Annotated in this window: 25 protein-coding genes; 7 read left to right on the forward strand and 18 right to left on the reverse strand. The window is 67.1% G+C overall.

The genetic code is table 11. The annotated features are described in order from the left end of the window. The 9 genes from MMB92_RS01235 to MMB92_RS01275 form a co-directional block, all read right to left on the reverse strand. Nucleotides 1-304, reverse strand: a 304-nt coding sequence (locus tag MMB92_RS01235) for a hypothetical protein (protein ID WP_277562471.1), incomplete at its 3' end; no start/stop codon positions are given. A 62-nt stretch (nt 305-366) separates the two neighbouring features. Further along, complete coding sequence (locus MMB92_RS01240; protein ID WP_166677911.1) at nt 367-504, reverse strand: HHHH-motif protein; 138 nt, start codon at nt 502-504, stop codon at nt 367-369. A gap of 505 nt (nt 505-1,009) precedes the next feature. Continuing rightward, the gene (locus MMB92_RS01245; RefSeq protein WP_226245118.1) at nt 1,010-2,035 is read right to left on the reverse strand and encodes an IS110-like element ISBcen1 family transposase; all 1,026 of its coding nucleotides are present in this window, start codon (nt 2,033-2,035) and stop codon (nt 1,010-1,012) included. A gap of 120 nt (nt 2,036-2,155) precedes the next feature. Next, nucleotides 2,156-2,590: a cupin domain-containing protein gene (locus MMB92_RS01250; protein WP_006488629.1), complete on the reverse strand. Its 435-nt coding sequence runs from the start codon at nt 2,588-2,590 to the stop codon at nt 2,156-2,158. 79 nt (nt 2,591-2,669) lie between these two features. Next, nucleotides 2,670-3,650, reverse strand: coding sequence for an ABC transporter permease (locus MMB92_RS01255; protein ID WP_226245117.1), 981 nt, complete (start codon nt 3,648-3,650; stop codon nt 2,670-2,672). A gap of 16 nt (nt 3,651-3,666) precedes the next feature. Beyond that, nucleotides 3,667-4,644 (reverse strand): ABC transporter permease, encoded by a 978-nt coding sequence (locus MMB92_RS01260; RefSeq protein WP_006488625.1) that lies wholly within the window; start codon nt 4,642-4,644, stop codon nt 3,667-3,669. Nucleotides 4,645-4,677: 33 nt separating this feature from the next. Next, nucleotides 4,678-6,234 carry a sugar ABC transporter ATP-binding protein gene (locus tag MMB92_RS01265; protein WP_006493773.1) on the reverse strand — a complete coding sequence of 519 codons (1,557 nt, stop codon included), beginning with the start codon at nt 6,232-6,234 and terminating at the stop codon, nt 4,678-4,680. An 80-nt stretch (nt 6,235-6,314) separates the two neighbouring features. Further along, a complete protein-coding gene (locus tag MMB92_RS01270; protein ID WP_080465556.1) occupies nt 6,315-7,343 on the reverse strand; it encodes an ABC transporter substrate-binding protein in 1,029 nt (342 codons plus the stop codon). A gap of 133 nt (nt 7,344-7,476) precedes the next feature. After that, nucleotides 7,477-8,394 (reverse strand): aldose 1-epimerase, encoded by a 918-nt coding sequence (locus MMB92_RS01275; protein ID WP_059722512.1) that lies wholly within the window; start codon nt 8,392-8,394, stop codon nt 7,477-7,479. Between the two features lie 313 nt (nt 8,395-8,707). On the opposite strand from MMB92_RS01275, the gene MMB92_RS01280 reads away from it, so the two are divergent. Beyond that, a complete protein-coding gene (locus tag MMB92_RS01280; protein WP_006496055.1) occupies nt 8,708-9,748 on the forward strand; it encodes a LacI family DNA-binding transcriptional regulator in 1,041 nt (346 codons plus the stop codon). A gap of 379 nt (nt 9,749-10,127) precedes the next feature. Next, nucleotides 10,128-12,446, forward strand: coding sequence for a PA14 domain-containing protein (locus tag MMB92_RS01285; protein WP_226245116.1), 2,319 nt, complete (start codon nt 10,128-10,130; stop codon nt 12,444-12,446). 77 nt (nt 12,447-12,523) lie between these two features. Here MMB92_RS01285 and MMB92_RS01290 read toward each other — a convergent pair whose 3' ends face one another. The 4 genes from MMB92_RS01290 to MMB92_RS01305 form a co-directional block, all read right to left on the reverse strand. After that, nucleotides 12,524-13,291, reverse strand: a complete 768-nt coding sequence (locus tag MMB92_RS01290; protein ID WP_006482526.1) for an ATP-binding cassette domain-containing protein — start codon at nt 13,289-13,291, stop codon at nt 12,524-12,526. A 33-nt stretch (nt 13,292-13,324) separates the two neighbouring features. Continuing rightward, a complete protein-coding gene (locus MMB92_RS01295; RefSeq protein ID WP_006482521.1) occupies nt 13,325-14,038 on the reverse strand; it encodes an ABC transporter permease in 714 nt (237 codons plus the stop codon). After that, nucleotides 14,035-14,724 carry an ABC transporter permease gene (locus MMB92_RS01300; protein ID WP_006482533.1) on the reverse strand — a complete coding sequence of 230 codons (690 nt, stop codon included), beginning with the start codon at nt 14,722-14,724 and terminating at the stop codon, nt 14,035-14,037. Before MMB92_RS01300 ends, MMB92_RS01295 begins: the two co-directional genes overlap by 4 nt. Nucleotides 14,725-14,897: 173 nt before the next feature. Next, nucleotides 14,898-15,671 carry an ABC transporter substrate-binding protein gene (locus tag MMB92_RS01305; protein ID WP_006482536.1) on the reverse strand — a complete coding sequence of 258 codons (774 nt, stop codon included), beginning with the start codon at nt 15,669-15,671 and terminating at the stop codon, nt 14,898-14,900. A gap of 525 nt (nt 15,672-16,196) precedes the next feature. Here MMB92_RS01305 and MMB92_RS01310 point away from each other — a divergent pair. The 3 genes from MMB92_RS01310 (at nt 16,197) to hutC (ending at nt 18,653) form a co-directional block, all read left to right on the forward strand. Next, nucleotides 16,197-16,511, forward strand: coding sequence for a hypothetical protein (locus MMB92_RS01310; protein WP_006496057.1), 315 nt, complete (start codon nt 16,197-16,199; stop codon nt 16,509-16,511). 136 nt (nt 16,512-16,647) lie between these two features. Further along, complete coding sequence (locus MMB92_RS01315) at nt 16,648-17,775, forward strand: porin (RefSeq protein WP_163125956.1); 1,128 nt, start codon at nt 16,648-16,650, stop codon at nt 17,773-17,775. A 182-nt stretch (nt 17,776-17,957) separates the two neighbouring features. Then, complete coding sequence (gene hutC, locus MMB92_RS01320; protein ID WP_006482530.1) at nt 17,958-18,653, forward strand: histidine utilization repressor; 696 nt, start codon at nt 17,958-17,960, stop codon at nt 18,651-18,653. A gap of 15 nt (nt 18,654-18,668) precedes the next feature. Here hutC and MMB92_RS01325 read toward each other — a convergent pair whose 3' ends face one another. Next, nucleotides 18,669-19,910 carry a glycosyltransferase gene (locus MMB92_RS01325; RefSeq protein ID WP_226245115.1) on the reverse strand — a complete coding sequence of 414 codons (1,242 nt, stop codon included), beginning with the start codon at nt 19,908-19,910 and terminating at the stop codon, nt 18,669-18,671. Nucleotides 19,911-20,004: 94 nt separating this feature from the next. On the opposite strand from MMB92_RS01325, the gene MMB92_RS01330 reads away from it, so the two are divergent. Together MMB92_RS01330 and MMB92_RS01335 are read left to right on the forward strand one after the other, a co-directional pair. Next, nucleotides 20,005-20,625, forward strand: a complete 621-nt coding sequence (locus MMB92_RS01330) for a TetR/AcrR family transcriptional regulator (protein WP_226245114.1) — start codon at nt 20,005-20,007, stop codon at nt 20,623-20,625. 184 nt (nt 20,626-20,809) lie between these two features. Then, complete coding sequence (locus tag MMB92_RS01335; RefSeq protein ID WP_006482519.1) at nt 20,810-21,163, forward strand: hypothetical protein; 354 nt, start codon at nt 20,810-20,812, stop codon at nt 21,161-21,163. Nucleotides 21,164-21,203: 40 nt separating this feature from the next. Here the strand turns inward: MMB92_RS01335 and MMB92_RS01340 are convergent, their stop codons facing one another. The 4 genes from MMB92_RS01340 to MMB92_RS01355 form a co-directional block, all read right to left on the reverse strand. Next, a complete protein-coding gene (locus MMB92_RS01340; RefSeq protein ID WP_226245113.1) occupies nt 21,204-22,013 on the reverse strand; it encodes an alpha/beta hydrolase in 810 nt (269 codons plus the stop codon). A 109-nt stretch (nt 22,014-22,122) separates the two neighbouring features. Continuing rightward, nucleotides 22,123-23,040: a LysR family transcriptional regulator gene (locus MMB92_RS01345; protein ID WP_006482538.1), complete on the reverse strand. Its 918-nt coding sequence runs from the start codon at nt 23,038-23,040 to the stop codon at nt 22,123-22,125. 264 nt (nt 23,041-23,304) lie between these two features. Then, nucleotides 23,305-23,550 carry a DUF3717 domain-containing protein gene (locus tag MMB92_RS01350; protein ID WP_006482527.1) on the reverse strand — a complete coding sequence of 82 codons (246 nt, stop codon included), beginning with the start codon at nt 23,548-23,550 and terminating at the stop codon, nt 23,305-23,307. A gap of 262 nt (nt 23,551-23,812) precedes the next feature. Then, the gene (locus tag MMB92_RS01355; RefSeq protein ID WP_006496062.1) at nt 23,813-25,348 is read right to left on the reverse strand and encodes an amino acid permease; all 1,536 of its coding nucleotides are present in this window, start codon (nt 25,346-25,348) and stop codon (nt 23,813-23,815) included. Between the last annotated feature and the right edge of the window lie 46 nt (nt 25,349-25,394).

The raw sequence follows: 25,394 nt of genomic DNA on the forward strand, positions 1-25,394 counted from the left end.
CCGGCGCCGCGGCCGTCGTGGCGGCGCTCTTCGCGCCTGCGGCGCCCGATGCCGGCGCGGCGGAAGCCGCCGTAGCCGGGGCCGCGGCCGGTGCGCTCGCCGCGGCAGCGCCCGATGCGCCGTACCACGTCTTCACGCCCTTGTGGCCCGCACATGCGCCCTTCTTCGACACGCCCGAGTAGAACGAGCCGTCCTTGCACAGCCCGGTCGTGCCGGCCGGCGCGCTGGCCGGAACCTGCGCGAACGCACCGATCGACACACCCATGCCGGCGACCAGCGCGGCGATCAACATCGTTTTTTTCATGATCCTCTCCTGATTTGCCTGAATGACGAAAGCGTCCGGGACATCCCCGGCGACAGCGACGGTTACCGCGCCCAGCGGCACACGCGGTGATGGTGATGATCGAAGTGGCACACGCGGTGCGAATGCGCTTCGGCCAGTGCCGGCACGAGCACGGCGCAAGCCAGTGCGGTGGCCGTCAGGATCTTCGCGATGCGGTTCATGGTGAAACTCTCCCGGATAGTCAGCCGGTGATCCGGCTGGTACCTCCTTAACGCCGGGCGTCGACACGCCGTGCACCGCCCCTGCGGGCAATTGACGATCTTTGACATCGCATCGCCTGTCGACGATCGAAGCTGACGAATGTCTTTCTTTTCTTTCTGGTTCTTCAGCTTCTCGATCGTTTGGAATTCGAAGGAATGTGTCGAAGCGAAAAGCAGTGCGCGTAAATCGCGCCGACCAATAAAAATCTATGGTCACCCCCTTTTTTGCAACACCGATCTTCGATGCCGTGTATGGCTTGCCTAAATCTATCCGGCGTCGTTGTGGGGATTGCTCTCCGCGCCACGATGAGAGTCGCGCCTGACCGTCCTAAAAAACCGCGCGGCTTCAGAAGCCAATTTTTATGACAGGTTCTCGGTCAGGCCGGTGTGCCGTTCACGTCATCAAATTTCAGCGTTCGCAAAACCAGGTGGGTGATTCTTACAGCAACAAGCCGAAGTCGGTTAATCAGGCCGGCATACCTGCCGACCGCGCATCGAAGGTGGTACGGCTGGTAACAAGTGCCCATGCCGTACGAGCCAGCTTATTTGCCAGCGCGCAAGCCACAACGTTTGAGTGCCGACGCGCCAGCATGGTCCGGACCCAATCGGCAAGCCGGCCGCTTTGCCGTTCCAGTTGCTGCATGTAGACTCGGGCGCACTGCACCAGTAGCCGCCGGATATTCTTGTCCCCGCGTTTGCTGATGCCCAGCAGATTGCTTTTGCCGCCCGTGCTGTACTGGCGTGGCACGAGCCCGACCGATGCGGCAAAGTCGCGACTGCAGCCGTATTGCTTGCCGTCGCCCATTTCCGCGGCCAGCACGCTTGCCGTAATCGGGCCAACGCAAGGAATGCTCAAGAGGCATTGCCCCAGCTCATCGTCGGCTAGTTGCCGAGCCATCTCGGCGTCAATCTCACTGATCTGCTCACTCAGGTACTTGAAATGGCCGTGCAAGCGCTCGAGGATCGCCACTAGCCGGGGCGGCAGCGCATGCTCGGCCAGCACAGCCGGCAATCGCTTGATCACGGCTTGCCCGACTGGCAGGCTGATGCCGAATTCGAGCAGGAACCCGTGTAATTGGTTGGCCGTCTTCACTCGATCCCGCACCAGAGAATCACGCACGCGGTGCAAAGCTGACAAAATCTGCTGCGACTCCGTCTTCGGCATCACAAATCGCATAGATGGGCGTGAGGCTGCCTCGCAGATCGCTTCGGCGTCCACGAAGTCGTTTTTGTTACTCTTGACGAAGGGCCGCACGAACTGTGGCGAGATCAGTTTGACCTGATGGCCCCAGCCCGCCAATTGGCGCGCCATGTAATGTGCTCCGGCGCAGGCCTCCATGACCACGGTGCAGGGGTGAAACTTGGCGAAAAACTCGATTAGCTGCTTGCGGTTCACCTTCTTGCGGAACACGGCTTTGCCGTGCCGATCCTGCCCGTGAAGATGAAACGAATGTTTGCCCAGATCGATCCCAACCAGCGTTACGTCATGCATGATGGCCTCTCCAGAAAAGAAAACACCCTACAGCGTAACCCGCGTGTAGGGTGGGGGTGACCATCTCATTAACCGCCTGAATGCAGGCGGTTCGTCTAGAACGCACACCCACTCGACCGGCTACGCACCGACCTCGCCCCACGGCGTCGGCTCCGGCACCGCGCACGGCCCGTCGACATCGATCGATTTGAAGTCGGCAGGCCCGACGATCTCCAGGTACTCCATGTCCGGCGAGTAATCGAACAGGTAGTGGACGATCCCCGGCGCCTGGTGCACGCAGTCGCCCGCCGCCACCAGCGTTTCCTGTTCGCCGTACATGAAGCGCGCCCAGCCCTTCAGCATGATCACGATATGGAACTCGGCCTCGTGACGGTGCCAGCCGGTGCCCGCCTCCGGTGCATGATTGGCCCTGACGAGTTGCGCGACGACCTTGCCGTTCGTCGCGGCGGCGATACCGAGATCGCGGTACAGGAAGAAGTCGCGCAGGCCCTCGCCTTGAAAGGCGGTGTCCTGCGGCTTCACGTGGGAAAAAGCGGTGGTGGTCGGCGTGCTCATCGCGGTGCTCCTTCATCGAAAGGATCACGCGAGACAAGCATTAAGCGTTCCAGTTTGCGGCGGCACGACACCGTGCGCGTCAGCGCTTGCGCCGCTTGCCGGTCAGCAGCGTCTGCGCGATCACCGCGAGCAGCAGGAACGCGCCGCTCGCGAGGTTCTGGTAGTACGGGCTCAACGTGCCGACCTGGTTGATCACGTTCTCGATCACGCCGAGCAGCAGCACGCCCGCGAGCGGGCCGAACAGCGTGCCGACGCCGCCCGTCAGCAGCACGCCGCCGATCACCGCCGCCGCGATCGATTGCAGCTCGTAGCTGTTGCCGGCGCCCGGCAGCCCCGAATCGAGCCGCGACGCGAGCAGCGCGCCGGCCAGCCCCGCCAGCGCCCCGCTCAGCCCGTACGTGACGACCTTGAGCCCCTCGACGTTCACGCCGAGCATGCGCGCCGCCTCCTCGTTGCCGCCGATCGCGAACACGCCCGCGCCGTAGCGCGTGTGATTCAGCACGAACGCGGCGACGAGATACGCGACGAGCACGATCCATACGAGATGGCCGACGCCGAACAGCGAGCCGTTCGCGATCGTCGCGAAGAAGCCGGGGTTCGCGATCAGCATGTCCTGGCTCGCGAGCACGAGCGACAGCCCTTTCAAGCCGAGCAATGCGGCGAGCGTGACGATGAACGGCGCCATCCGCGCGCGGGCGATCAGCCAGCCGTTCATGAGCCCGACGATCAGCCCGACGCACACCGGCGCGGCCAGCGCGGCGCCCCAGCCGTACGGCGCCGCATACGCGGCGATCACGGTGCCGAGCCCGACGAGCGAGCCGACCGACAGGTCGAACCCGCCGAGGATGATCACGAAGCTCTGCCCGATCGTGATCAGCGCGACAAACGCGGCGGCCGCGACGATATCGAGCAGGTTCGGCGCACTCAGGAAATGCGGAAACACGCGGCCGGCGATCAGGCACACGAGCACGAGGATCGCGATCGCACCGCGCGCCTGCACGAGCCGGACGAACTGCGCGCGACGCGCGCGGCCGGCATCCTGTGCGGTGTGCGGAGTCATCGGCGCGGTCGACATGTCAGGCTCCCGAGCGTTGCAGGTACAACGCGCCGAGGATGAACGCGGCCTTCAGGATCTGCGCATACGTGTAGCTGATGTTGTTCATGATGAAGCTGGCATCGAGCAGTTGCAGGAGCAGCACGCCGAACACGGTGCCGACGATCGACACGCGCCCGCCGGACAGCGGCGTGCCGCCGATCACCGACGCGGCGATCGCATCGAGTTCGAAGTTCACGCCAACATAGTTCGGATCGCCTGCGCCGAGCCGCGCGGTGGCGAACAGGCCCGCCAGCCCGGCCAGCGCCCCGCTCGCCGCATAGACCGCCAGCAGCGTGCGCCGCACCGGCACGCCGGCCAGATGCGCGGCGTCGCGGCTCGCGCCGACGAGAATCGTGTAGCGCCCGAAGGTCGTGTTGCGTACGACGAAGAACACGACGGCCGCGCACACGAGCGCGATCAGCATCACGACCGGCAGCCCGAACCACGTGCCGATGCCGACGAAGTCGAACGCATCGGACGGCGGCAGGCTCACGCGCGAGCCGCCGAGCAACGCCTGCGCCAGCCCGCGCGCGGCGACCAGCAACGCGAGCCCGGAAATCAGCGGATCGATGCCGAGCCGCGCGACGAGCCCGCCGTTGAACAGGCCGACCGCGAGCCCGATCGCAATGGCCGCCGCGAACGCCGCGCCGGTGCCGTACGGCAGGCACACCGCGATGATCGCGCTGGACAGCGCCATCACCGAGCCGACCGACAGGTCGATCCCGCGCGTGGCGATCGCGAGGTTCTGCCCGAGCGCGATCAGCACGATCGGCGCGGCCTGGAACAGCAGGCTGCGCGCGGCGAGCGGATTCGAGAAGCCGGGCGTGACGATCAGGTTGAAGACGGCGAGCGCGACGAACGCGAGATACACGCTGTGGTCGCGCGCCTGCGCGAACAGCGAGCGGCGCGACGGGCGGCGGGCTTCATCGGGTTCGCTCATCAGGTTGGCAAGATTCACGCTGTCCTCGTCCTCGGGTCGATGTGCGGGGCGTCAGGTCTGGTTCGCGAGCAGCGCGGTCACGTCGTCGGGGCTCGCGCCGCGCGTCGGCAGTTCGCCGCTCGTCGCGCCTTCATGCAGGATCACGAGCCGGTCGGCCAGCTCGAGCAGTTCTTCCATCTCCGACGACGTCGCGACCACCGCGAGCCCGTCGTCGGCGAGCCGTTTGACGAGATCGTGCACTTCGGCCTTCGCGCCGACGTCGATGCCGCGCGTCGGGTCGTCGAGCAGCAGCACCGACGGCTCGGTCGACAGGCAGCGCGCGATCAGCGCCTTCTGCTGGTTGCCGCCGGACAGCGTCGAGATCGGCGCGCCCGCATGCGACGTCTTGATGCCCAGCTCGCGGATGTAGCGCTCGACGAGCGCCTCCTGCTTGCGCACGGAGATGAAGCCGAACCGGGCGATGCGCGGCAGCACACACACGACGATGTTCTCGCGCACCGACAGCTTCGAGAAAATGCCTTCCGAGCGGCGATCCTCGGACAGGAACGCGAGCCCCGCGCGAATCGCGCGCGCCGGGTCGGCGCCGTCGAGCGCCCTGCCGCCGACGCGCACCGCGCCGCCGTCCGGCTGCTGCGCGCCGAATACGGCCTTGAACGTTTCGGTGCGGCCCGCGCCGAGCAAACCCGCGAGCCCGACGATCTCCTTCGGCGCGACGCGGAACGACACGTCGCGCAAACGCGTGCCCCAGCGCAGCCCGTCGACGGCGAGCGCGGGCTCCCGCGTCGTGTCGGCGGCCACCGTCTCCGCCTGTTCGCGCGGGCCGTGCGCACCGACTTCGCGGCCGAGCATCGCCGCAATCAGCGCCATGCGCGGCAGCCGGTCCGGCGACTCGCTGCGCACCACCGCGCCGTCGCGCAGCACGGTGAGCCGGTCGCACATCCGGTAGCACTCCGACAGCCGATGGCTCACCAGCACGATCGCGATGCCGGTCGCGCGCAACTGCTCGACGACGCCGAACAGCACCTCGACTTCCGCACCGCTCAACGCGGAAGTCGGCTCGTCGAGAATCAGCACGCGCGCGCCGAGCGACACGCCGCGTGCGATCGACACCATCTGCTGCTGGCCGAGCCCGAGCGAGCCGACCTTGTCGGCCGGATCGACGTCGAGCCCGTAACGCTCGACGATCTCGCGGGTGCGCGCCCGCATCGCGCGGCGGTCGATCCACGGGCCGAAGCGACGCGGCTCGTGACCGAGGAAGATGTTCTCGGCCACGCTGCGTTCGGGAATCAGGTTGATTTCCTGGTAGACCGCGCAGATGCCCGCGCGCTGCGCGGCACGCGGGCTGTCGAACGACACGGGCACGCCGTCGACGCGGATCTCGCCCGCATCGGGCTGGTGAAAGCCGGTGAGGATCTTGATCAGCGTCGACTTGCCGGCGCCGTTCTCGCCCATCAGCCCGTGCACCTCGCCCGCGCGCAGCGACAGCGACACGCCGTTCAGCGCGCGCACGACGCCGAACGTCTTGCCGACGCCGTGCGTTTCGAGCACGACGGGTTGGCCGTGGGCGCCCGAGTCGGCGCCGGGTCCGGCGGGAAGCGTTGCGTCCATCGCGCGCCTCGCGTTCGCGGTTGAGCGGTTGAGCAGCGGTTGAGCAGCGGTTGAGCGATTGCCGAGCGTTTGCCGGCCGATCAGTAGACGAGGTTCGCTTCGAGCGAATGCTTCGCGTTCGCCTTGTCGTACAGCGCGTCATCCATGATCTGCTTCTGCGCGACCGGCTTGCCGGCGAACCATGCTTCGAGCGACTTGAACGCGAGCGGGCCGAAGCGCGGGTTCGTCTCGACGCTCGCCGCGGCCGAACCGTTCGCGATCGCGGTGACGAAGTCCTTGGTGCCGTCGATCGACACGACCGTCACGCCGCGCTGCTTGCCGGCCTGCCGCAACGCGGTCATCGCGCCGAGCGCCATCGTGTCGGCCTGCGCGTAGATGGCGTTCACGTCCGGATGCGCGAGCAATACCTGCTCCATCACCTTCTGCGCTTCGGTGGCCGACCAGTTCGCGGTTTGCGACGCGACGATCTTCATGTTCGGGAATTTCTTCAGGCCGTCGGCGAAGCCGTCGGTGCGCTGGCTCTCGACGGTATTGCCGTAGCCGCCCTGGATCTCGGCGATCACGGCTTTGCCGCCCGTCGCATCGGCGAGCGCCTGCGCGGCGCGCTGCCCCTGCCGGAAGAAGTCGGAGCCGAGGAACGTGATGAAATCCTGGCACGGCGTGCCGGCCGTCTGGCGGTCGATCGTGACGACCGGAATGCCCTTTGCGCGCGCCTGCGCGAGCGCGGGCTGCAGGCCGGTCGAATCGTTCGGCGCGACGATCAGCGCCTGTGCGCCCTGGTTGATCATGCTTTCGATATCCGCGACCTGCTTCGCCTGGTTCGCGTTCGCATTCGTATACAGCAGGCGCTTGACGCCGGCCGCCTTCGCGGCGGCGCGTACCGACGCGGTTTCGGTCGCGCGGAACGGGTTCTGTTCGTTCTCGGACTGCGAGAAGCCGACGACGAGATCGGTCAGCTTCACGCCGCCCGGCTTCGGATTCGTGCAGGTCTGCGCGGAACTCGCACCGACCTTCTGCGCATTGTCCTGCGCATGCGCGATCGCGACGCATCCGAGCGTCACACCCATCGTCACCACGATACGTTGCAGCTTTGCACGGCTCGGCATCATCGTCTCCAAATGTTGTGATGGCGTGATCGGCCCGCGCCCCGTCGCCTGCGGACGGCATCGGCGTCACGAATTAATATTATTACTCGATATTATCGCCTGCCCGACTCAGGATAATCCCGTATCGCCGAACCCGTCAGGCGGGGCCCGGCGTCCACCGCAACGTCGCCTGCAGCGACTCGCCCGGCGCCAGCACGCAGCCGCCGACGAGCGACGCGGGTTCCGTTGCATTGAAGCTGTCCGTCGTGTTCGTGACGGGCTCGACGCACAGCGCGTCGGCGCCCGACGGCGCGTACACGACGAGCTGGTCGAACGGCTGCTCGGCCTGCAGCACCAGTTGCCGGCCGCGCTCCGGCCAGATCACCGCGGCTTCGCGCGACCAGCCGACGAAATTGTTGTCGAGTTCGAATGCATCGACCGGCATCCCGCCGCGCAGCGCGGCGACGGCCGGGTGATCGCCGACGTGGGTAGGCAGCACGTCCGCATCGGCATGCCACATCGCGTCGACGTGCGCCTTCACGACGGTGTGCGGCGTGCGCAGGTAATACGGGTGATGGCCCATGCCGAACGGCATCGGCTGTGCGCCGAGGTTGCGCGCGGACAGCGTGATCGACAGCACGGGGCCGTCGAGCCGGATCGACTGGCGCGCCTCGTAATGGAACGGCCAGTCGCCCGCGCGGCCCGTGTCGGGGCGATGTTCGAAGCGCAGGTCGACCTGCGTTTCGTCGCGCTGCTCGACCTGCCACGGACGCAGCCAGCCGTGCCCGTGCAGCGCGTGACGATACGCATCGTCCGGGCCGGACAGGTCGATCGTGCGGCCGTCGAATTCGAACTTCGCGTCGCGGATGCGGTTGCAGTACGGAAACAGCGGGAAGCTCGCGAAGCGCAGCGGATCGCCGCTCGCGAGCGCCGCGTCGGTGGTCGGGCGAAACCAGTGCTGCGGGCCGTCCGGCGCTTCGTCGTAGTACGCGGCGATCGAGCCGCCGGCCAGCGGCGCGACGCGGACGCGGGTCGACCCGCTGGCGAGTTCGATCAGGTCGGTATGGCGGGGCATTCCCATCGGCATCGATCATCCCGGGATGAAGCTGACGACCCCGTCGCCGGCATGCAGCATCCGGCCGCGGGCATGTGCGGCCAAGGATGGCACGGCGCCGCCCGCGTGGTCAATAATATTTGTTGATATTATTATCCGGACATCCACGCATCCGGCGGAACACGCGTAAAGCTTGATTGCCGGCCCGAATGGCCGATGTTACCGTCGGGTCAGATTGATCCGACCCGCTGTTCATCACCGACTTTATTTGCCCACCCTGCCGAGGCCGGACCGCGCTCCTACCGTGAAACGCTCTACTCAACGTCGCCCCACGATGACCGACATCGCCAAGCTTGCCGGCGTGTCGCAATCCACCGTCTCCCTCGTGCTGAACAACGCGGCGGGCACCAAGTTCTCGGACGCCACGCGCGAAAAAGTGCTGAAGATCGCGCACGAGCTCGGCTACCGGTTCCTGCCGCGCGAAGTGACGATGACGCACGGCGGCGAGCGCGACCTGATCGTCTATCTGGCCGACGAAATCTCGACGAGCCCGCACCCGGTCGTCAACATCGACGGCGCGCGCGACGCGGCGTATGCCAACGGCAAGCTGCTCGCCGTGTACTCGACGCACGGCAACGTCGACATCGAGCGCCAGGTGCTCGAATCGGTGCTCGCGATGCCGAACCTGCTCGGCGTCGTCTATGCGACCGTCTATACGCGCAAGGTCGCGCTGCCGGCCGAGCTGCTGCGCGTGCCGGCCGTGCTGCTCAACTGCTACACGACGGACAGCGGGCTGTCGTCGATCGTGCCGGCCGAAGTCGCGGGCGGCCATGCGGCGACCGAATACCTGCTGCGCGCGGGCCACCGGCGCATCGGCTACGTCAACGGCGAGCCGTGGCAGGACGCCGCGAAGGACCGGCTGAAGGGCTATCGCACCGCGCTGGCCACGGCCGACATCCCGTTCGCGCCGGAACTCGTGCGCGACGGCGACTGGGGCTCCGACACCGGCTTCGAGCAGACGCTGTCGCTGCTGCGCGAGCCGAACCCGCCCACCGCGATCTTCTGCGCGAACGACCTGATGGCGATCGGCGCGATCGAGGCCGTCAAGCATCTCGGCATGCGCGTGCCCGACGACATCTCGGTGCTCGGCTACGACGACCAGGAAATCGCGCGGCATACGCACCCGCCGCTGTCGACGATCGTGCTGCCGAACTACGAGCTGGGCCGTTGGGCGGTCGAGATCCTGCTGCAGGAAGAACAGAACCGTGCGGTCGGCATGCCCGTGCGCCGCCGCGCGATCAAGCTCGACGGGCCGCTCGTCGAGCGCGGGTCGGTGCGGACCGTCGAGACGGCCGCGCAATCGGCGAGCGCGTAGGCGCGCCCCTTCCTCCTTCCGACACCCCCCTGCGACGCGGGCGGCACATTCGCCGCCCGTGCGTGCTTGCACGCCCTGTCGCCCCCCGCTTGCCCTCCGTGTTGCCGCCCATTCGAGGGTAAACACCATCACTAAATTATTAGTAATATTTCTCCGTCATTTCTATACTTGCGTCGGCATCGGGCAGAACCCCGGGCCACGACAGAACAACACGACGAGACGGTGACCGGAAGCGACCGCGCGCGAACCCGCCGCGCGGCCCGCTCCGTGCCGTCCGCACATCACACGCGCACCGTGCCGCGACGCTTGCCGTCCGGGCACCGCTTCATCGCATCGAGTCACCAGTCGTCCGCTTCTCCCAATTGATCCGGAGTCCAGAATGACTATCACGTCTCGTCTCAAGCCCGCCGCGCTCGCGGTCTTCGTCTTGCTCGCCTCGTGCGGCGGCGATGATTCGTCCGCCCCGTCGGCATCCGCGCTTGCCGCGCATGCGTCCGTCGATGCCGCGTCCAGCGACGGTGCGGCCACGGCCAACGCCGCCGCATCCAGCGATTTCATGAACATGGGTCACGGCGGCCCGTCGCATTTCCCGAACCAGCTGGTCACGCTCGGCCTGCCGGGGCCAACGCCCGCGCTGCGCGTGTCGTCGCGCGGCGTGCCGCCGTATGCGCCGCCGCCACCGCCCGTCGCGACCGACACGCAAACGCTGACGCTCGCCGATTTCGATACGTACGGTCCGGCGTGGAGGAGCGGCGGCACGAACACGATCCGGATCGACGGCACGAGCACGGACGGCGCGAAGCTCGTCACCAACGCGCAGCATCCGGCGTACGGCCACGCGTCGTACGAAGCGGACGTGACGATCGGCGCGCCCGCGCCCGGCGCGAATACCGCGAATGCGGGCTTCATCGTGCACGTGACGAACCCGTCGGTCGGCACCGATGCGCTGACGGGCTACTACATCGGGCTCGACGCGGTGCGCCACGTGGTGCAGGTCGGCCGCGAGCAGAACAACTGGACCGACTTCATCGACTACCCGGCGCCCGCGGTCGTGCCGGGCAGCACGCATCACCTGAAGGTCGTCACGCGCAACAACGCGATCGACGTGTATGTCGACGGCGCGCAGGTGATCAGCATCAACGACGCGACGAGCGGCCTGACGACCGCGCTGCGCGCGGGCGCGTTCGGGCTGCGCCGCTTCGGCGCGAGCGTCGCGTTCAGCAACGTGACCGTGAGCCGCCATCCGGACGTCGCGCCGAAAACCTACGACTTCTCGCGCGTGGTGGGCGCCGTGTACAACCCGTGGAATGCCGTCAACGCGATCGATTTCTGGCAGCACTACGATCCGGCGATCGTCGACCGCGAGCTCGACTACGCGCAGACGTACGGGATGAACACGATCACCGTGTACCTGCACTACCTGAACTGGGTCAACGATCGCGACGCGTTCCTCGCGAAGTTCGACAGCCTGCTTGAGATCGCCGCGCGCCACGGGCTGAAGGTCGCGCCGATCTTCTACGACGATTGCTGGCACGTCGATCCCGCGTACGGCCCGCAGCCCGCGCCGATCTTCGGCGTGCACAACAGCCGCTGGGTGCAGTCGCCCGGGCAGTCGGTCGAGCAGCAGTACCTGCAGCCGATCGCGGCCAGCGCGTCGACCACCTACAAGCAGGACCTGCAGCACTACATCGCCGATTTCGTGTCCGCGCACCGCAACGACCCGCGCATCCTGTACTGGGAGCCGATGAACGAGCCCGGCTGCAGCGGCAACGGCGCGCTGCAGCCGACGCGCGCGCTGATGATGAACGACGCGCGCATCGCGATCCTGAACGCGGGCGCGACGCAGCCGATCAATTCGCCGAACGTGCAGGAGCCGGAAGGCGATTACTTCTCCGACTTCCATGCGTTCCACCCGTACGCGCTCAACGCGACGACGCCCGACTACTCGCTGCCGCCGAGCCTGCTCGACAGCCTGAATTCGGAAACGCTGCAGCGCGGCTGGCCGGGCGGCCAGGCAGGCCAGACGATGGCCGGCATCGCATCCACCTACGGCGGCAAGACGGGCTTCCTCGTGTGGGAGTTGATGATCGGCCGCACGAATACGCGCTTCCACTGGGGGCAGACGGCGTCCGCCCCGGCGACCGTCGAGCCGGCGACGCCGTTCCAGGGCACGCTCTACCCCGACGGTCACCCGTGGAGCACGGCCGAGGTGCAGGCGCTCGCGAGCGCGTTCAGCTCGCGGCTGCGCGTGCTGAACGCGACGTACTACAACGACACGACGTTCACGACGCCGGTGTTCTCGTCGATCACGCCGCTGGTCGATTTCGACCTGAACACCGAGCGCGGCACCGATTCGCCCGATGCGTCGAAGGGGATGAATGCGACGAACTATGCGATCCGCTGGACCGGCGCGCTCGACATTCCGAAGGCCGACAACTACACGTTCAGCGTGACGAGCGACAACGTCGCGCGCGTGTGGATCGACGGCCGCAAGGTGATCGACAAGGAGCAGCCGGGACTCGCGACCGCGAAGGGCCGCATCCACCTGTCGCAGAAGCGGAACGTGCCGATCCGCGTCGAGTACGTGCATGCGAGCGGGCCGGCCAGCATGCATCTGCAATGGTCGAGCCCGAGTGCGGGCCGCGACACTCTCGTCCAGGTCGCGCAGCGGCCGTTGACGGACGCGCTCGCGCAATAGTTGGCGTTACTCGCGTGAACGCCCGTGAAGCCTGCGCGGCTTCACGGGCGTTGCGATGCAACCGGCAGACGCGTTTATTACTTCAACCGCCCCGACAGAAACTGCCCGAGCCGCTCGCTCTTCGGATTCACGAGGATCTGCTGCGGATCGCCCTCCTCCTCGATCTTCCCCTGATGCAGGAAGATCACGTGGTTCGACACGTTGCGCGCGAAGCCCATCTCGTGCGTGACGACGACCATCGTGCGCCCTTCCTCGGCGAGCTTCTGCATCACCTTCAGCACTTCGCCCACCAGTTCCGGATCGAGCGCCGACGTCGGCTCGTCGAACAGCATCACTTCCGGCTCCATCGCGAGTGCGCGCGCGATCGCGACGCGCTGCTGCTGGCCGCCCGACAGATGCGACGGATACATGCCCTCGACGCGCGGCGCGAGGCCGACTTTCTCCAGATACTTGCGCGCCCGCGCGATCGCTTCGTCCTTGCCGACCCCGAGCACGGCCATCGGCGCCTCGATCACGTTCTCGAGCACCGTCATGTGCGCCCACAGGTTGAAGTGCTGGAACACCATCGACAGCTTCGTGCGCATCCGCTGCAACTGCTTCTGGTCGGCCACGCGCAGCGACCCGTTGCGGTCGCGCGTGGTCTGGATCGGCTCGCTGCCGATCGTGATCTGCCCCGAGCACGGCTGTTCGAGGAAGTTGATGCAGCGCAGGAACGTGCTCTTGCCGGAGCCGCTCGAGCCGATGATGCTGATCACGTCGCCGGCCTTCGCCTTCATCGACACGCCCTTCAACACCTCGTTGTCGCCGAATTTCTTGTGCAGGTTGTCAACGGTAAGCTTGTACATGCTGGGTCCTTCGTTGCGGATCTTGCGGATGCGTTAATGGCTGCGCGGCGCGAGGTACGCGAGCCAGCGCGTCTCGAGCTTGCGGAACGCCCAGATGAGCGCGAACACGACGACGGCGTACAGCACGGCTGCGATGCCGTAGGCCTGGAACGACATGTAGGTCGCCGAATTGACGTCGCGCGTGACCTTCAGGATGTCGGGCACGGTCGCGGTGAACGCGAGCGTCGTCGCATGCAGCATCAGGATCACTTCGTTGCTGTAGCTCGGCAGCGAGCGGCGCAGCGCGGACGGCAGGATGATGCGCGTATAGAGCTTGAAGCGCGACATCCCGTAGGCCATCCCGGCTTCGATCTCGCCGGACGACGTCGCCTTGATCGCGCCCGCGAAGATCTCCGTCGCATACGCGCATTCGTTCAGCACGAATGCGAGCAGCGTGCAGTTCATCGCGTTGCGGAAGAACGTGTCGAGCAGCACGTGGTCGTGCACGACCTGCAGGCTGTAGATGCCCGTGTAGCACATCAGCAGCTGCACGTAGAGCGGCGTGCCGCGGAACACGTACGTATAGAGCCACACGGGGCCCGAGATCCAGCGGTTCGACGACGCCCGCGCGATCGCGAGCGGCACGGCGAGCGCGAAACCGAACGCGATCGACACGACCAGCAGCCACAGCGTGATCGCGAGGCCGCTGAAGCGGTAGCCGTCGGAATAGAGATAGTTTTGCCAGTACTGGCTGACGAGTTCGATCACAGTGCGAGCCTCCGGACACCGACGGAATAACGCTTCTCGAGGTGATGCAGCACGACGTTCGACACCGTCGTGATCGCGAGGTAGATCGCGCCCGCAGCCAGCGTGAAGAAGAAGAAATCGAGCGTGCTCTTGCCGGCGTCCTGCGACGCCTTGACGACGTCGGCGAGGCCGATGATCGACACGAGCGCGGTCGCCTTCACGAGCACCTGCCAGTTGTTGCCGATGCCCGGCAGCGCGAAGCGCATCATCTGCGGGAACAGGATGCGGTGAAACACGCGCCAGCCGCTCATCCCGTACGCGAAGCCGGCTTCGAGCTGGCCGCGCGGCACCGCGAGGAACGCGCCGCGGAACGTCTCGGTGAAGTACGCGCCGTAGATGAAGCCGAGCGTCACGACGCCAGCCACGAACGGGTCGATGTCGATCTGGTCCCAGCCGAGCAGGTCGGTCACGTCGTTCAGCAGGATCTGGATCCCGTAGAACAGCAGCAGCATCAGCACGAGATCGGGCACCGCGCGGATCAGCGTCGTATAGAACGTGCCGACCGACTTGAGCACGCGGTTGGCCGACAGTTTCGCGGCCGCGCCCGCGAGGCCCAGTATCAGCGACGCGGCGAGCGACAGCACCGCGAGCTTCACGGTCTCGACCGTGCCGGCCCACAGCAGCGGGCCAAATCCTTGGAAGATCATATGAGGAACCCAGAACGAGGTGGCTGGATTGTCAATAGCCATTAAGCGCGCAGCAAACGAGTTCTGCGCACGACGTGATGCAGCCTGCTCATCAAGCCGGACGCGGCCCGCGCACGGTGCGGCATCCGGCAACGCAGGCGGCGCGCCGCCATCGATGCGCGCCGCCCGCGCGGTCAGCCGCCGTAGACGTCGAACGCGAAGTACTTCTTCTCGAGCTTCTTGTAGGTGCCGTCCTTGATGATGTCGGCGATCGCGTGGTCGATCTTCGCCTTCAGGTCGGCGTCGTCCTTGCGCAGGCCGATGCCGGCGCCGTTGCCGAGCGTCTTCGGATCGTCGATGTCGCCGCCGGCGAACTGGAAGTTCGCACCGCGCGGCGTCTTCAGGAAGCCGATGTCGGCCTGCACCGCGTCCTGCAGCGCCGCGTCGAGGCGGCCCGACATCAGGTCCTGGTACACGCCGTCCTGGTTCTGGTAAGGCACGACCTGCACGCCCTTCGGCGCCCAGTACGCCTTCGCGTAGGTTTCCTGGATGGTGCCCTGCTCGACGCCGACCGACTTGCCCTTCAGCGATTCGGCCGTCGGCTGCAGGTTCGCGCCCTTCTTCGCGACGAGGCGCGTCGGCGTGTTGAACAGCTTGTCGGAGAACGCGATCTGCTCGGCGCGCGCCGGCGTCATCGACATCGACGACAGCACGCCGTCGAACTTCTTCGCCTTCAGCGCCGGGATCATCCCGTCGAAATCGTTCTCGATCCACACGCATTTCGCCTTCAGGCGGGCGCAGATCTCGTTGCCGAGGTCGACGTCGAAGCCGACGACCTTGCCGCTTGCATCCTTCGATTCGAACGGCGGGTAGCTGGCGTCGACGCCGAAACGGATCGTTGACCAATCCTTGGCGTGGGCACCGACCGCGAGGCAGGCGAGGGCAATACTGAGCGCGAGTTTCTTCATGGCGTTCCTGTCAGAGGCGGACTGGGGCGGATTCCGGTCGGGCTGCCCGCCGTGAATCCTTCCAACCGGGTAATCGCGTGTTCCGGCGATGTTCCAAGTTGTACATACAACTTTGCCTTTTCCAGGATAGGGTCAGCAATCCGTGTTTATCTCTAATTGTCGGCGGATTAGGAGCGTCGACAGGATTTTCCTTAATTTTCAATTAATTATGGATTACGCGGGGCTGAATGGAGGCTTTCTTGCGGCGTACGGCGGCAGCCGGGCAGGGCCCGGCACCTGTCTAGACTTTGTCGGCCGCCGCACCGTGTTTTCCGAACCGGCCTGACGTTCGTCCAACGACGGCGTGGCCGCCGCCGGCTCATCCTGCCCTTTCCGCCTTCGGTCGCCAGCGCAGCGCGTTTACGCATCCTTTGCAGACGCGCGGCGAGTCTATACACCGTCTCGCCGCGGCGATTTCTAGAATGGGCGCCATGTCGAGAACGAGATCTCCGCCGTGCAGCGCGCGCCGCGACCGGGGATGAGCCCATGAAACCGACCAGAACCGAATCCACTGCTTCACGCCATCTGCCGCCCGCTCGCTCGCGGCGTCGCGCTCCCGCGGACACACTCGTGCTGCTGTCGATCCGCGTCGAATCGGACAACCTCGCGGTCGTGCGGCGTCGCTTGCATCAGGCCGTCGGCGCCGCACTGAACTGCTACACGGCCGCGCTCGACCGCCGCACCGGGCGCGCGTGCATCGAACTCGAAGTCGCACGGTCACAGGCGTCGCCCGCGATCCTGTCGATCCTGCGCCTGCTGCCGGCCGCCGAGTTCGGCGCGATCCGCCTGTTGCAGCACTAGCGGCGTTCGTCCCCGCCGCGCGTGACACGCGTCACGCACGCCCCCTTTTTCATCGATTCGCACGCACGGGTCCGCACGGATCCGCGCGGCGGATCGCCGTTCCCGTCGCAACGGGCCTTTCCAGGAAACACACGCAATGAAAAAAGCAGTCGTCGGTACCCTCTCGCTCGCATGCTTCGGCGCCGTCGCGCATGCGCAAAGCAGCGTCACGCTCTACGGGATGCTGGATGCCGGTATCGCCTATACGAACAACCAGTCGGGCAAAAGCGCGTGGCAGCAAGGCAGCGGCCTGCTGTCGAATACGGTCTTCGGGCTGAGCGGCAACGAGGATCTCGGCGGCGGCCTGCATGCGCTGTTCCGGCTCGAAAGCGGCTTCAACCTGAACAACGGCACGCAGTCCTATCGAAACACGCTGTTCGGTCGCCGCGCGTACGTCGGCCTGCAGAGCGATCGATACGGCGCGCTGACGCTCGGCCGCCAGTACGACGCCGTGGTCGACTATCTCGGCCCGCTCGCGATGGCGAACAACGGCGACGGCAACAACCTCGCGTCGCATCCGTTCGACAACGACAACCTCGACGATTCGTTCTACATCGACAACGCGGTGAAATACACGAGTCCGACACTCGCGGGCTGGCAGTTCGGCGGCCTGTACGGGTTCGGCAACGCGGCCGGCGGCTTCGCGAACAACCGCGCATACAGCGCCGGCGTGTCGTATGCGAACGGGCCGGTCAGCGTCGGCGCCGCGTACCTGCAGCTCAATCGCGGCGGGCTGACGGCCGGCGGCGCACTGTCGACCAACGACGCGCCGAACTTCCCGGCCGTCCGGCAGCGCGTGATGGGCGCCGGCGGCAGCTATGCGTTCGACCGGCTGACGATCGGCGCGATGTGGACGCACGCGATGTTCGACGAAACGGCCGCGTCGTCGCTGCCCGGCGCGCTGAACGCGCTGCGCTTCGACAACTACGAGATCAACGCGCGCTATGCGCTGACGCCGGCGGTCTCGTTCGCGGGTGCCTATACGTTCACCGACGGCCGTTACGACGACGCCACCGGCAGCCACCGGCCGAAGTGGCACCAGGTGACGCTGATGGCCGACTACGCGCTGAGCAAGCGCACCGACGTGTATGCGGAAACCGTGTATCAGCACCAGTTCGGCGTGCCGTCGGGCGCGACGCTCGGGTTCGCGAACGTCACGGGCGTCGCGGCTTCGTCGACCCGCACGCAGGTGGTCGCGACGGTCGGCATCCGGCATCGGTTCTGACCGCAAGCGAGCCGTCGCAGGCCGGCCGCTCTGTGCAATCCCGCATGGACGCGCGCCGGCCGAACAGGGATCATTCGGGGAATCCGGGCCGGCGCGCCCGCGAAACCGGTACACTCGGCGCCGGGCGCGCGCCGGATCGGCATTCGGCGGCGGCCCGCCGCCGACCCAGAAATCGTGATCCCATGACCACACCGATCTATCAGGAAATCAAGGACTTCATCCTCGCGCGCATTCATGCCGGCGAATGGGCGGAAGGCGACCAGGTGCCGTCGGAGAACGAGCTCGCGCGCGAATTCAACGTCGCGCGGATGACCGTCAACCGCGCGCTGCGCGAGCTGACGGCCGAACAGGTGCTCACGCGCACGCGCGGCTCCGGCACGTATGTCGCGTCACCGAAATACGAATCGACGCTGGTCGCGATCCGCAGCATCTCCGACGAAGTCGCCGCGCGCGGCCACGGCTATCGCGCGCAGGTGCTGCAGGTCGGCGCGGCCGTCGCCGATGCGAAGCTCGCCGACGAACTGCGGCTCGACACCGGCAGCCCGATCTTCCATTCGCGCGTGCTGCATTTCGAGAACGACACGCCCGTGCAACTCGAGGAACGCTGGGTCAATCCGGCCTGCGCGCCCGAATACGCGTTGCAGGACTTCACGACGACGACGCCGAACCAGTACCTGACGCGCGTCGCGCCGCTGCAGCGCGTCGAATACCGGATCGAGGCCGCGATGCCCGATGCCGAAACGCGCCGCCACCTGACGATGGACGATCGCGAGCCGTGCCTGCTGCTGCATCGGCGCACGTGGTCGCAGGGGCTGGTCGCGTCGATCGCGAATCTGTGGCACCCGGGCAGCCGCTACCGTTTCACCGGGCATTTCTGATGCCGCGGCGCGCGCTTACCTCGCGCGCGGTCGCGCCCATCGTTCGATCGCACTGACGGCCCGCTGCAATCCCTCCTCCTGCGCGATGCGCGTGCCGAGCGCCGCCGCACGCGCCTTCGTCTCGCCGCGTTCGGCAAACGCGATCGCCCGTGCCAGCGCGGCCGCCTCCACGCGCCGCCCCGCGACCGGCGCATCGGCGACACCGAGCCGTTGCAGCCGGTTCGCCCAGAAGAACTGATCGCCCGCGAACGGCACGACCACCGACGGAATGCCGGCCCGCGCCGCCGAATGCGTGGTGCCCGACCCGCCGTGATGCATCGCCATCGCGACGCGCGGGAACAGCCAGTCGTGCGGCGTGTCGCCGATCACGCGAACGTGCGCCGGCAGCAGCGACGCATCGATGCCGCTCCAGCCCGGATAGAACAGCGCGCGCCGGCCGGCCAGCGCCTGCGTCAGCGCGGCGGCCAGCGCCGCCCGATCGAAGCCGGCCATGCTGCCGAACCCGATGTACACGGGCGGCTCGCCCGCGTCGAGAAACGCCGACAGTTCGGGCGGCGGCGTCCACGCACGCGCGTCGACCCGCCACTGGCCGCAGGCGTGCACGTTCGCCGGCCAGTCGGCCGGACTGGACAGCAGCGCCGGCGACACGCCGTACAGCATCGGATGATCGGTCCACACGTGCTTGCGCGGCGGCAATCCGCAGACGCTGGCGCGCGCCGCATTGGTCGACTTCCTGAACGCGTGCCACAGCAGCGCATTCACGAGCCGATGGCTCGTGCGATTCAGCCAGCGCGGCAGCTTCCCCGGCGGCAGGAACGGCGACGCGAATTCGGCGGTCGGCGTGATCGGGATCATGCCCGTGCCGATCGCCGGTATGCGGCGATACTCGGCGACCGACAGCCCGACGAACGACGCGAGGCCCGACACGAGCAGCGCATCGCACCCGGCCGACGCGTCCGCGACTTCTTGCATCCATGCGGCCGTGTTCGCATTCGCGATCGCCGCGAGCGCCTTCGACGTATCGTTGAAGCCGCCGCGCCCGCGCACCGCATCGGCCAGCGCGCCTTCCGGCGCGATCGCGCGACGGATATCGCCGGACAGCGGCGCCGACGGCACGCCGAGCGCGGCGGCCGAGCCGAGCGTCGCCGCGTCGGCCAGCAGCCGGACGTCGTGGCCGGCATCCAGCAGCGCGCGACCGAGCGCCGCGAGCGGACGCGTGTCGCCTTCGGTGCCGTAGGTGGCGATGACGAGTTTCATGCGGGGCTCCTCGTGCACGGCGGAAAAGGTTGGATTCAAAAAAGTGCACGTCGTATACTAATGCAATCCGCACACTTTCAGTCAATCCCCTGCCATGACGACTCCGACCGACGATCCGGGCCGCCGCGCGCGCAAACGCATCCAGATGCTCGCGCATCTCGCCGCGACCGGCGCGCGCCTGTTCGATGCGCACGGCTACGATGCCGTCACGATGGAGCAGATCGCCGCGCAGGCCGATGTCGCGAAACGCACGCTGTACAACCACTTTCCGACGAAGGAAGCCGTGCTCGCGCACTGGCTCGAAGGCGAACTCGCGCGCGATCTCGCGCATCTGCAACACGACGTCGCGCGGCGCAAGACCTTTGCGTCGCGCATCGGCTGCGTGCTCGACGCGTCGGCCGCCTGGTGCGAGCACCATCCGGCGTACCTGCTCGCGTACCTGCGGCATCGCTTCCTGAGCGTCGGCGCAGCCGAACCGGCGCGTGCGGGAGAGAACGGCAGCGACATCGCATGGGTGTGGCAGCAACTGATCGCCGCCGGGCAGCAGGCCGGCGAACTGAACGCCGCGCTGCGGGCCGATCAGCTCGCGACCTGGTTCCATCACCTGTATCTCGCGGCGATGCTGCGCTGGCTGACCGTGCCGGGGCTGTCGCTGAAACGGGAGTTTCAGTCGGTCGCGAAGCTGTTCATCGAAGGCGCGGAAGCGAAACGGTGACGCAGCCAACGCGTCGCGTGGCACACACATTGTTACAACGAACCCACACTTCGCATGCCAAATTTCCCGCGCGGCAGTATGCTGATGTCGTACGGCTGCGCACTGCGCATCGGGTAATCCCGTCGTTCGCACGCGACACGCGCCGCCGTCGCGACCGCAATCATGCGTTGCAAGGAGGGTTGTGATGGCTACCACGCATCAGCACTTCCACCTCGAACTACGGCACGCCACCGCGCCGACCTACTTCATCAGTTACCTGTTCCCTGCGTTGCTGTTCGTCTACGAACTGCTGCGCGTCGGCCAGTGGATCCGCGATCACGGGATGCAATTCGTCGCGTTCAAGCAGATGGGCTACGAGTATCTGCTGATGCTGCTGTTCGTCGGGCTGCAGATCGTCGTCGAGGCGATCTTCCTGCTCGGCGCCGCGATGCGCAAGGATCATCGCGATTTCGAGCACCGCTTGCCGAACGTGATTCTCGGCATCGGGCTTTCGATCGTACTGCTGGCGATCGATCTCGCGATCCAGCTTTCGTTCTGACCACCGGCGGGCAGGCGCCCGCCGGCGAGGACGAGCGCGCTCAGGCGAGCGCGTCGCGCAGGCACGTCGCGACGGCGGCCAGCACGTCGTCGGTCCGCTCGCGGTGCGGCAGGTGTCCGCAGCGCGCAAGCAACAGGAACGACGACGGCCCCGCGACGCGCGCGGCGATCCGCTTCGGATGCACGTCCGACCCGTATTCGTCGTCTTCGCCGTGAATCGCGAGCGTCGCGCACTGCACGCGCGGCAGGTCGTCGTCGAGATTCCAGTCGCGAAACGCCGGCGACAGCCACGTGTCGACCCACGCGCGCAGCACCCATTCGGCCTTGTCGCCGTGATAGCGCGCGAGCCGGTCGAGTTGACCCGGCTCGTCGAACTGCCGCCCCGCGTCGCGAATGCCGGCCAGCGTGCGATCCTCGACGAACGCCTGCGCGGCGACGGTCACGAGCGCACGACACCGCTCAGGGTACGCGGCCGCACAGCCGACCGCCATCCCGCCGCCGACGCTGTGCCCGAACGCGACGAACGCGTCGACGCCGAGCCGTTCGAGTACCGCGGCGAACGCACGGTCGGCTTCGTCGCGCACGAACGTCGTGCCGAGCATGCCCGGATGCCGATCGGAACGGCCGAAACCGAGACGGTCGTACGCGATCACGTCGCGCTGCGTCGCGCGGGCGAGCTGCGCGGGGAAGTCGCGCCACAGGTCGACGCAGCCGAGCGAATCGTGCAGCAGCACGATCGGCGCGGCCGGCCCAGGCGCCGCAGGCTGCGCCGACCCCGCACGCCAGCGTTTCGCAAAGAGACGCCCTTGCGGCGTCTCGACGGTCGTCTCCTCGGTCAGGATATCGGTCATGTGTCGATCGTCTGCATGAGGGCGGCCGCGCGTCGGCGGCCGCATCGAATCCGCGCATGGTGGCCCGCCGGCGCGCGCAGCGTCAAGCAAGCCCCTACGGCCCGCGCGCTCATTCGGGCTGCGGCGGCAGATATTCCATCCGCGCCTCGTCGTACAGCCGGTAGATCAGCGCCTGCATCGCGCGGATGTCCTCCGATTCGTCGAGCGCGCGCATGCTCATGATGATCGGCGACACGAGGTTCGGATCGTCGAGCGGCTTGTAGCTGATGTCGTCGCGCTTGAGCCCGTACACGCTGTGCGGCACGACCGACACGCCCTCGCCCATCGCGACGAGGCCGAGCGCGATCTGCAACTCGCGCGTCTCGTAGATCCGACGCGGTTGCAGCGCCCGATCGTGAAAGGCCGCAAGCACCTGGTCCGCGTAGCTCGGGCGCGGCGCCTTCGGAAAGATGATCAGCGTGTCGTTGACGAGATCGTGCAGCGACAGCACCGGTTTCGCGCTGTCGAGCACATGGCCGACCGGCAGCGCGACGATCATCCGCTCCTCGCGCAGCACGACGCGCCGCACGCTCGGGTCCTCATGGCGGATGCGTCCGAACCCGACGTCGATGCGCCCTTCCTTGAGCGCCTTGATCTGGTCCATCGTCGACATCTCGTGCAGGCTCAGCTCGACGGCCGGATATTCGCTGCGAAAGCGCCGGATGATCTTCGGCAGCATCCCGTACAGCGTCGAGCCGACGAAACCGACCGACATGCTGCGCTCGATCTTGCCGACCCGCTTCGTCATCGATTCGAGTTCGGTCGTCTGCGCGAGCAGTTGCACCGCGTGCGAATAGAAGAAGCGTCCGGCATCGGTCAGCTTCAGCGGCCGCGCGTTGCGCTCGAACAGCGGCACGCCGAGCGCCTCCTCGAGCTGCTGGATCTGCCGGCTCAGCGGCGGTTGCGCGATATGCAGCCGTTCCGCCGCCCGCGTGAAATTCCGCTCTTCGGCCACCGCGACGAAGTAGCGGAGATGTCTCAACTCCATGTTCGAATCCTCCCGGGACAGGCAACGGACGCTCACCCGGCACCGCGCGAATAGCGCCCGCACCGCTCACCCTCGCCGGCTATCCGTACCGGCCTCCTCGATCGCCTGCTTCCCGATCCCGTCACGATACCTCAGCCGGCGCCGGTCCCGGCGCAAGCAGCGTCGTGCTGGCGACGACGCGCGGGGCTGCGCAAAGCAAAACGGGAAGCCGCGAGGCTTCCCGTTCGTTCACCGACGCCGCACGGCGGCATCGTGTCGACCGCATCACCCCTCGGTCGCGTACAGCGCATCGCGCTGCTCGTGGCTCAGCGAGTCGAGCGGCACGTCCGGCAACTGATAGCAGATCATCGTGCCGTACAGCTCGGCCAGGCAGTTGCTGCCGGCGTCGAGCGCGTAGCCGTCCTCGCCGTCCGGCGCCGGCGGGTACACTTCGCGCCACGCGTTGATCGCGGCTTCGATTCGCACGATGGAAACGGGTCCGGCCTTCCGCTCGGCGGGTGATGCGCTCATGGATTCCTCTGGGTTGCGCGCTCCGCGGGCCGTGCCGGCCCGGCGGGAGCGATGAAAACGCCGGGCCGCTCGCCGGCCGCCGCGCGGCGCGCGCCGGATGCCGATCCGCGCCGCGCCTGTCGCGCCGGCCGGGCCGTGGCCCGGTAGGGTCGGGCAATATAACCGGCTTTGACCCCGTGCAGGCAAAAGCCGGGCAAAAAAAACGGGAAGCGCGCGGCTTCCCGTTTCGTCGACCGTCGCGCGGCCGCCTGCCGCGCCGGCATCAGCCCGCGGTTTCGCGGTTCGCCACCGGCTGCCGCTGCGCGCCGCGATTCGCGGCGATCCACGGCGCGATCTCCATGTCCTCGTAGCGCACGAACCGGCTCTTCTTCAGGAACCGGAAGCCGAGCCACACGACGACGAACAGCGGAATGCCGACATAGGTCGCGGCCACGCCGGCCCAGTCGATCCGGTTCGCGAGGAACGCCTGGTAATCCTGGCCGAGCGCGATCACGAGGCACAGCACGAACGCGAACAGCGGGCCGAACGGGAACCACTTCGACTGGTACGGCAACTGGTCGAGCGCATACCCCTGCTTCACGTAGCCCTTGCGGAACCGGTAGTGGCTGACCGCGATGCCGAGCCACGCGATGAAGCCCGTCATCCCGGAGGTGTTCAGCAGCCACAGGTACACGGTCTTGTCGCCGTACAGCGACGTGAAGAAGCACAGCGCGCCGACGGCGGTGGTCGCGTACAGCGCGTTGCGCGGCACGCCGCCCGGCGACAGCTTCGCGAACACCTTCGGCGCGCGGCCTTCGGTCGCGAGGTTGTAGAGCATCCGCGTGGACGCGTACATGCCCGAGTTGCCGGCCGACAGCACGGCCGTCAGGATCACCGCGTTCATCACGCCCGCCGCGAAGGCCAGGCCCGCGTGACGGAACACGAGCGTGAACGGACTCACGCCGATGTCGGTCACGTCCGTCTTCAGCAGGTTCGGGTCGGTATACGGAATCAGCACGCCGATCACGAAGATCGCGAACACGTAGAACAGCAGGATGCGCCAGAACACCTGGCGCACCGCGCGCGGGATCGTCGTACGCGGGTTTTCCGATTCGCCGGCCGCGACGCCGATCAGCTCGGTGCCCTGGAACGAGAAGCCCGCGATCATCGCGACGCCCATCAGCGCCGGCAGGCCGCCCGCGAACGGTGCGTCGCCGATCGTCAGGTTGCCCCAGCCGTTGGCCGGCGCGCCCTTCAGAATGCCGAAGATCATCAGCAGCCCGACGCCGATGAACGCGACCACGGTGACGACCTTGATCAGCGCGAACCAGTATTCGGCTTCGCCGAAACCGCGCACGGTGAGCGCATTGAGCAGGAACATCACGCCGAGGAACGCCGCGCTCCACCACACGCCCGGCACGTCCGGAAACCAGTAGTGCATCACGAGCTGCGCGGCGACGAGCTCCACCGCGATCGTCACCGCCCAGTTGTACCAGTAGTTCCAGCCGAGCGCGAAGCCGAAGCCTTCATCGACGTATTTCGCGCCGTAGGTCGCGAACGAGCCCGACACCGGCATGAACGCGGCCATCTCGCCGAGGCTCGTCATCAGGAAGTAGACCATCAGGCCGATCAGCATGTACGCGACCATCGCGCCGCCGGGGCCGGCCTGCGAGATCGACGCGCCGGACGCGACGAACAGGCCCGTGCCGATCGAGCCGCCGATGGCGATCATCGTCAGGTGGCGCGCCTTCAGCGCGCGATGAAGCTTGGGTGGGTTCGCGGGCGAACCGGGTTGGTCGGAATTCGGAATTGCGGACATAAACGAGACGAACGTTGAGCGGGCCGGCATCCGTAGCCGGCGCATG

This window comes from Burkholderia sp. IO2, assembly GCF_029522185.1.
In the GTDB taxonomy this organism is placed as follows: Bacteria; Pseudomonadota; Gammaproteobacteria; order Burkholderiales; family Burkholderiaceae; genus Burkholderia; species Burkholderia cenocepacia.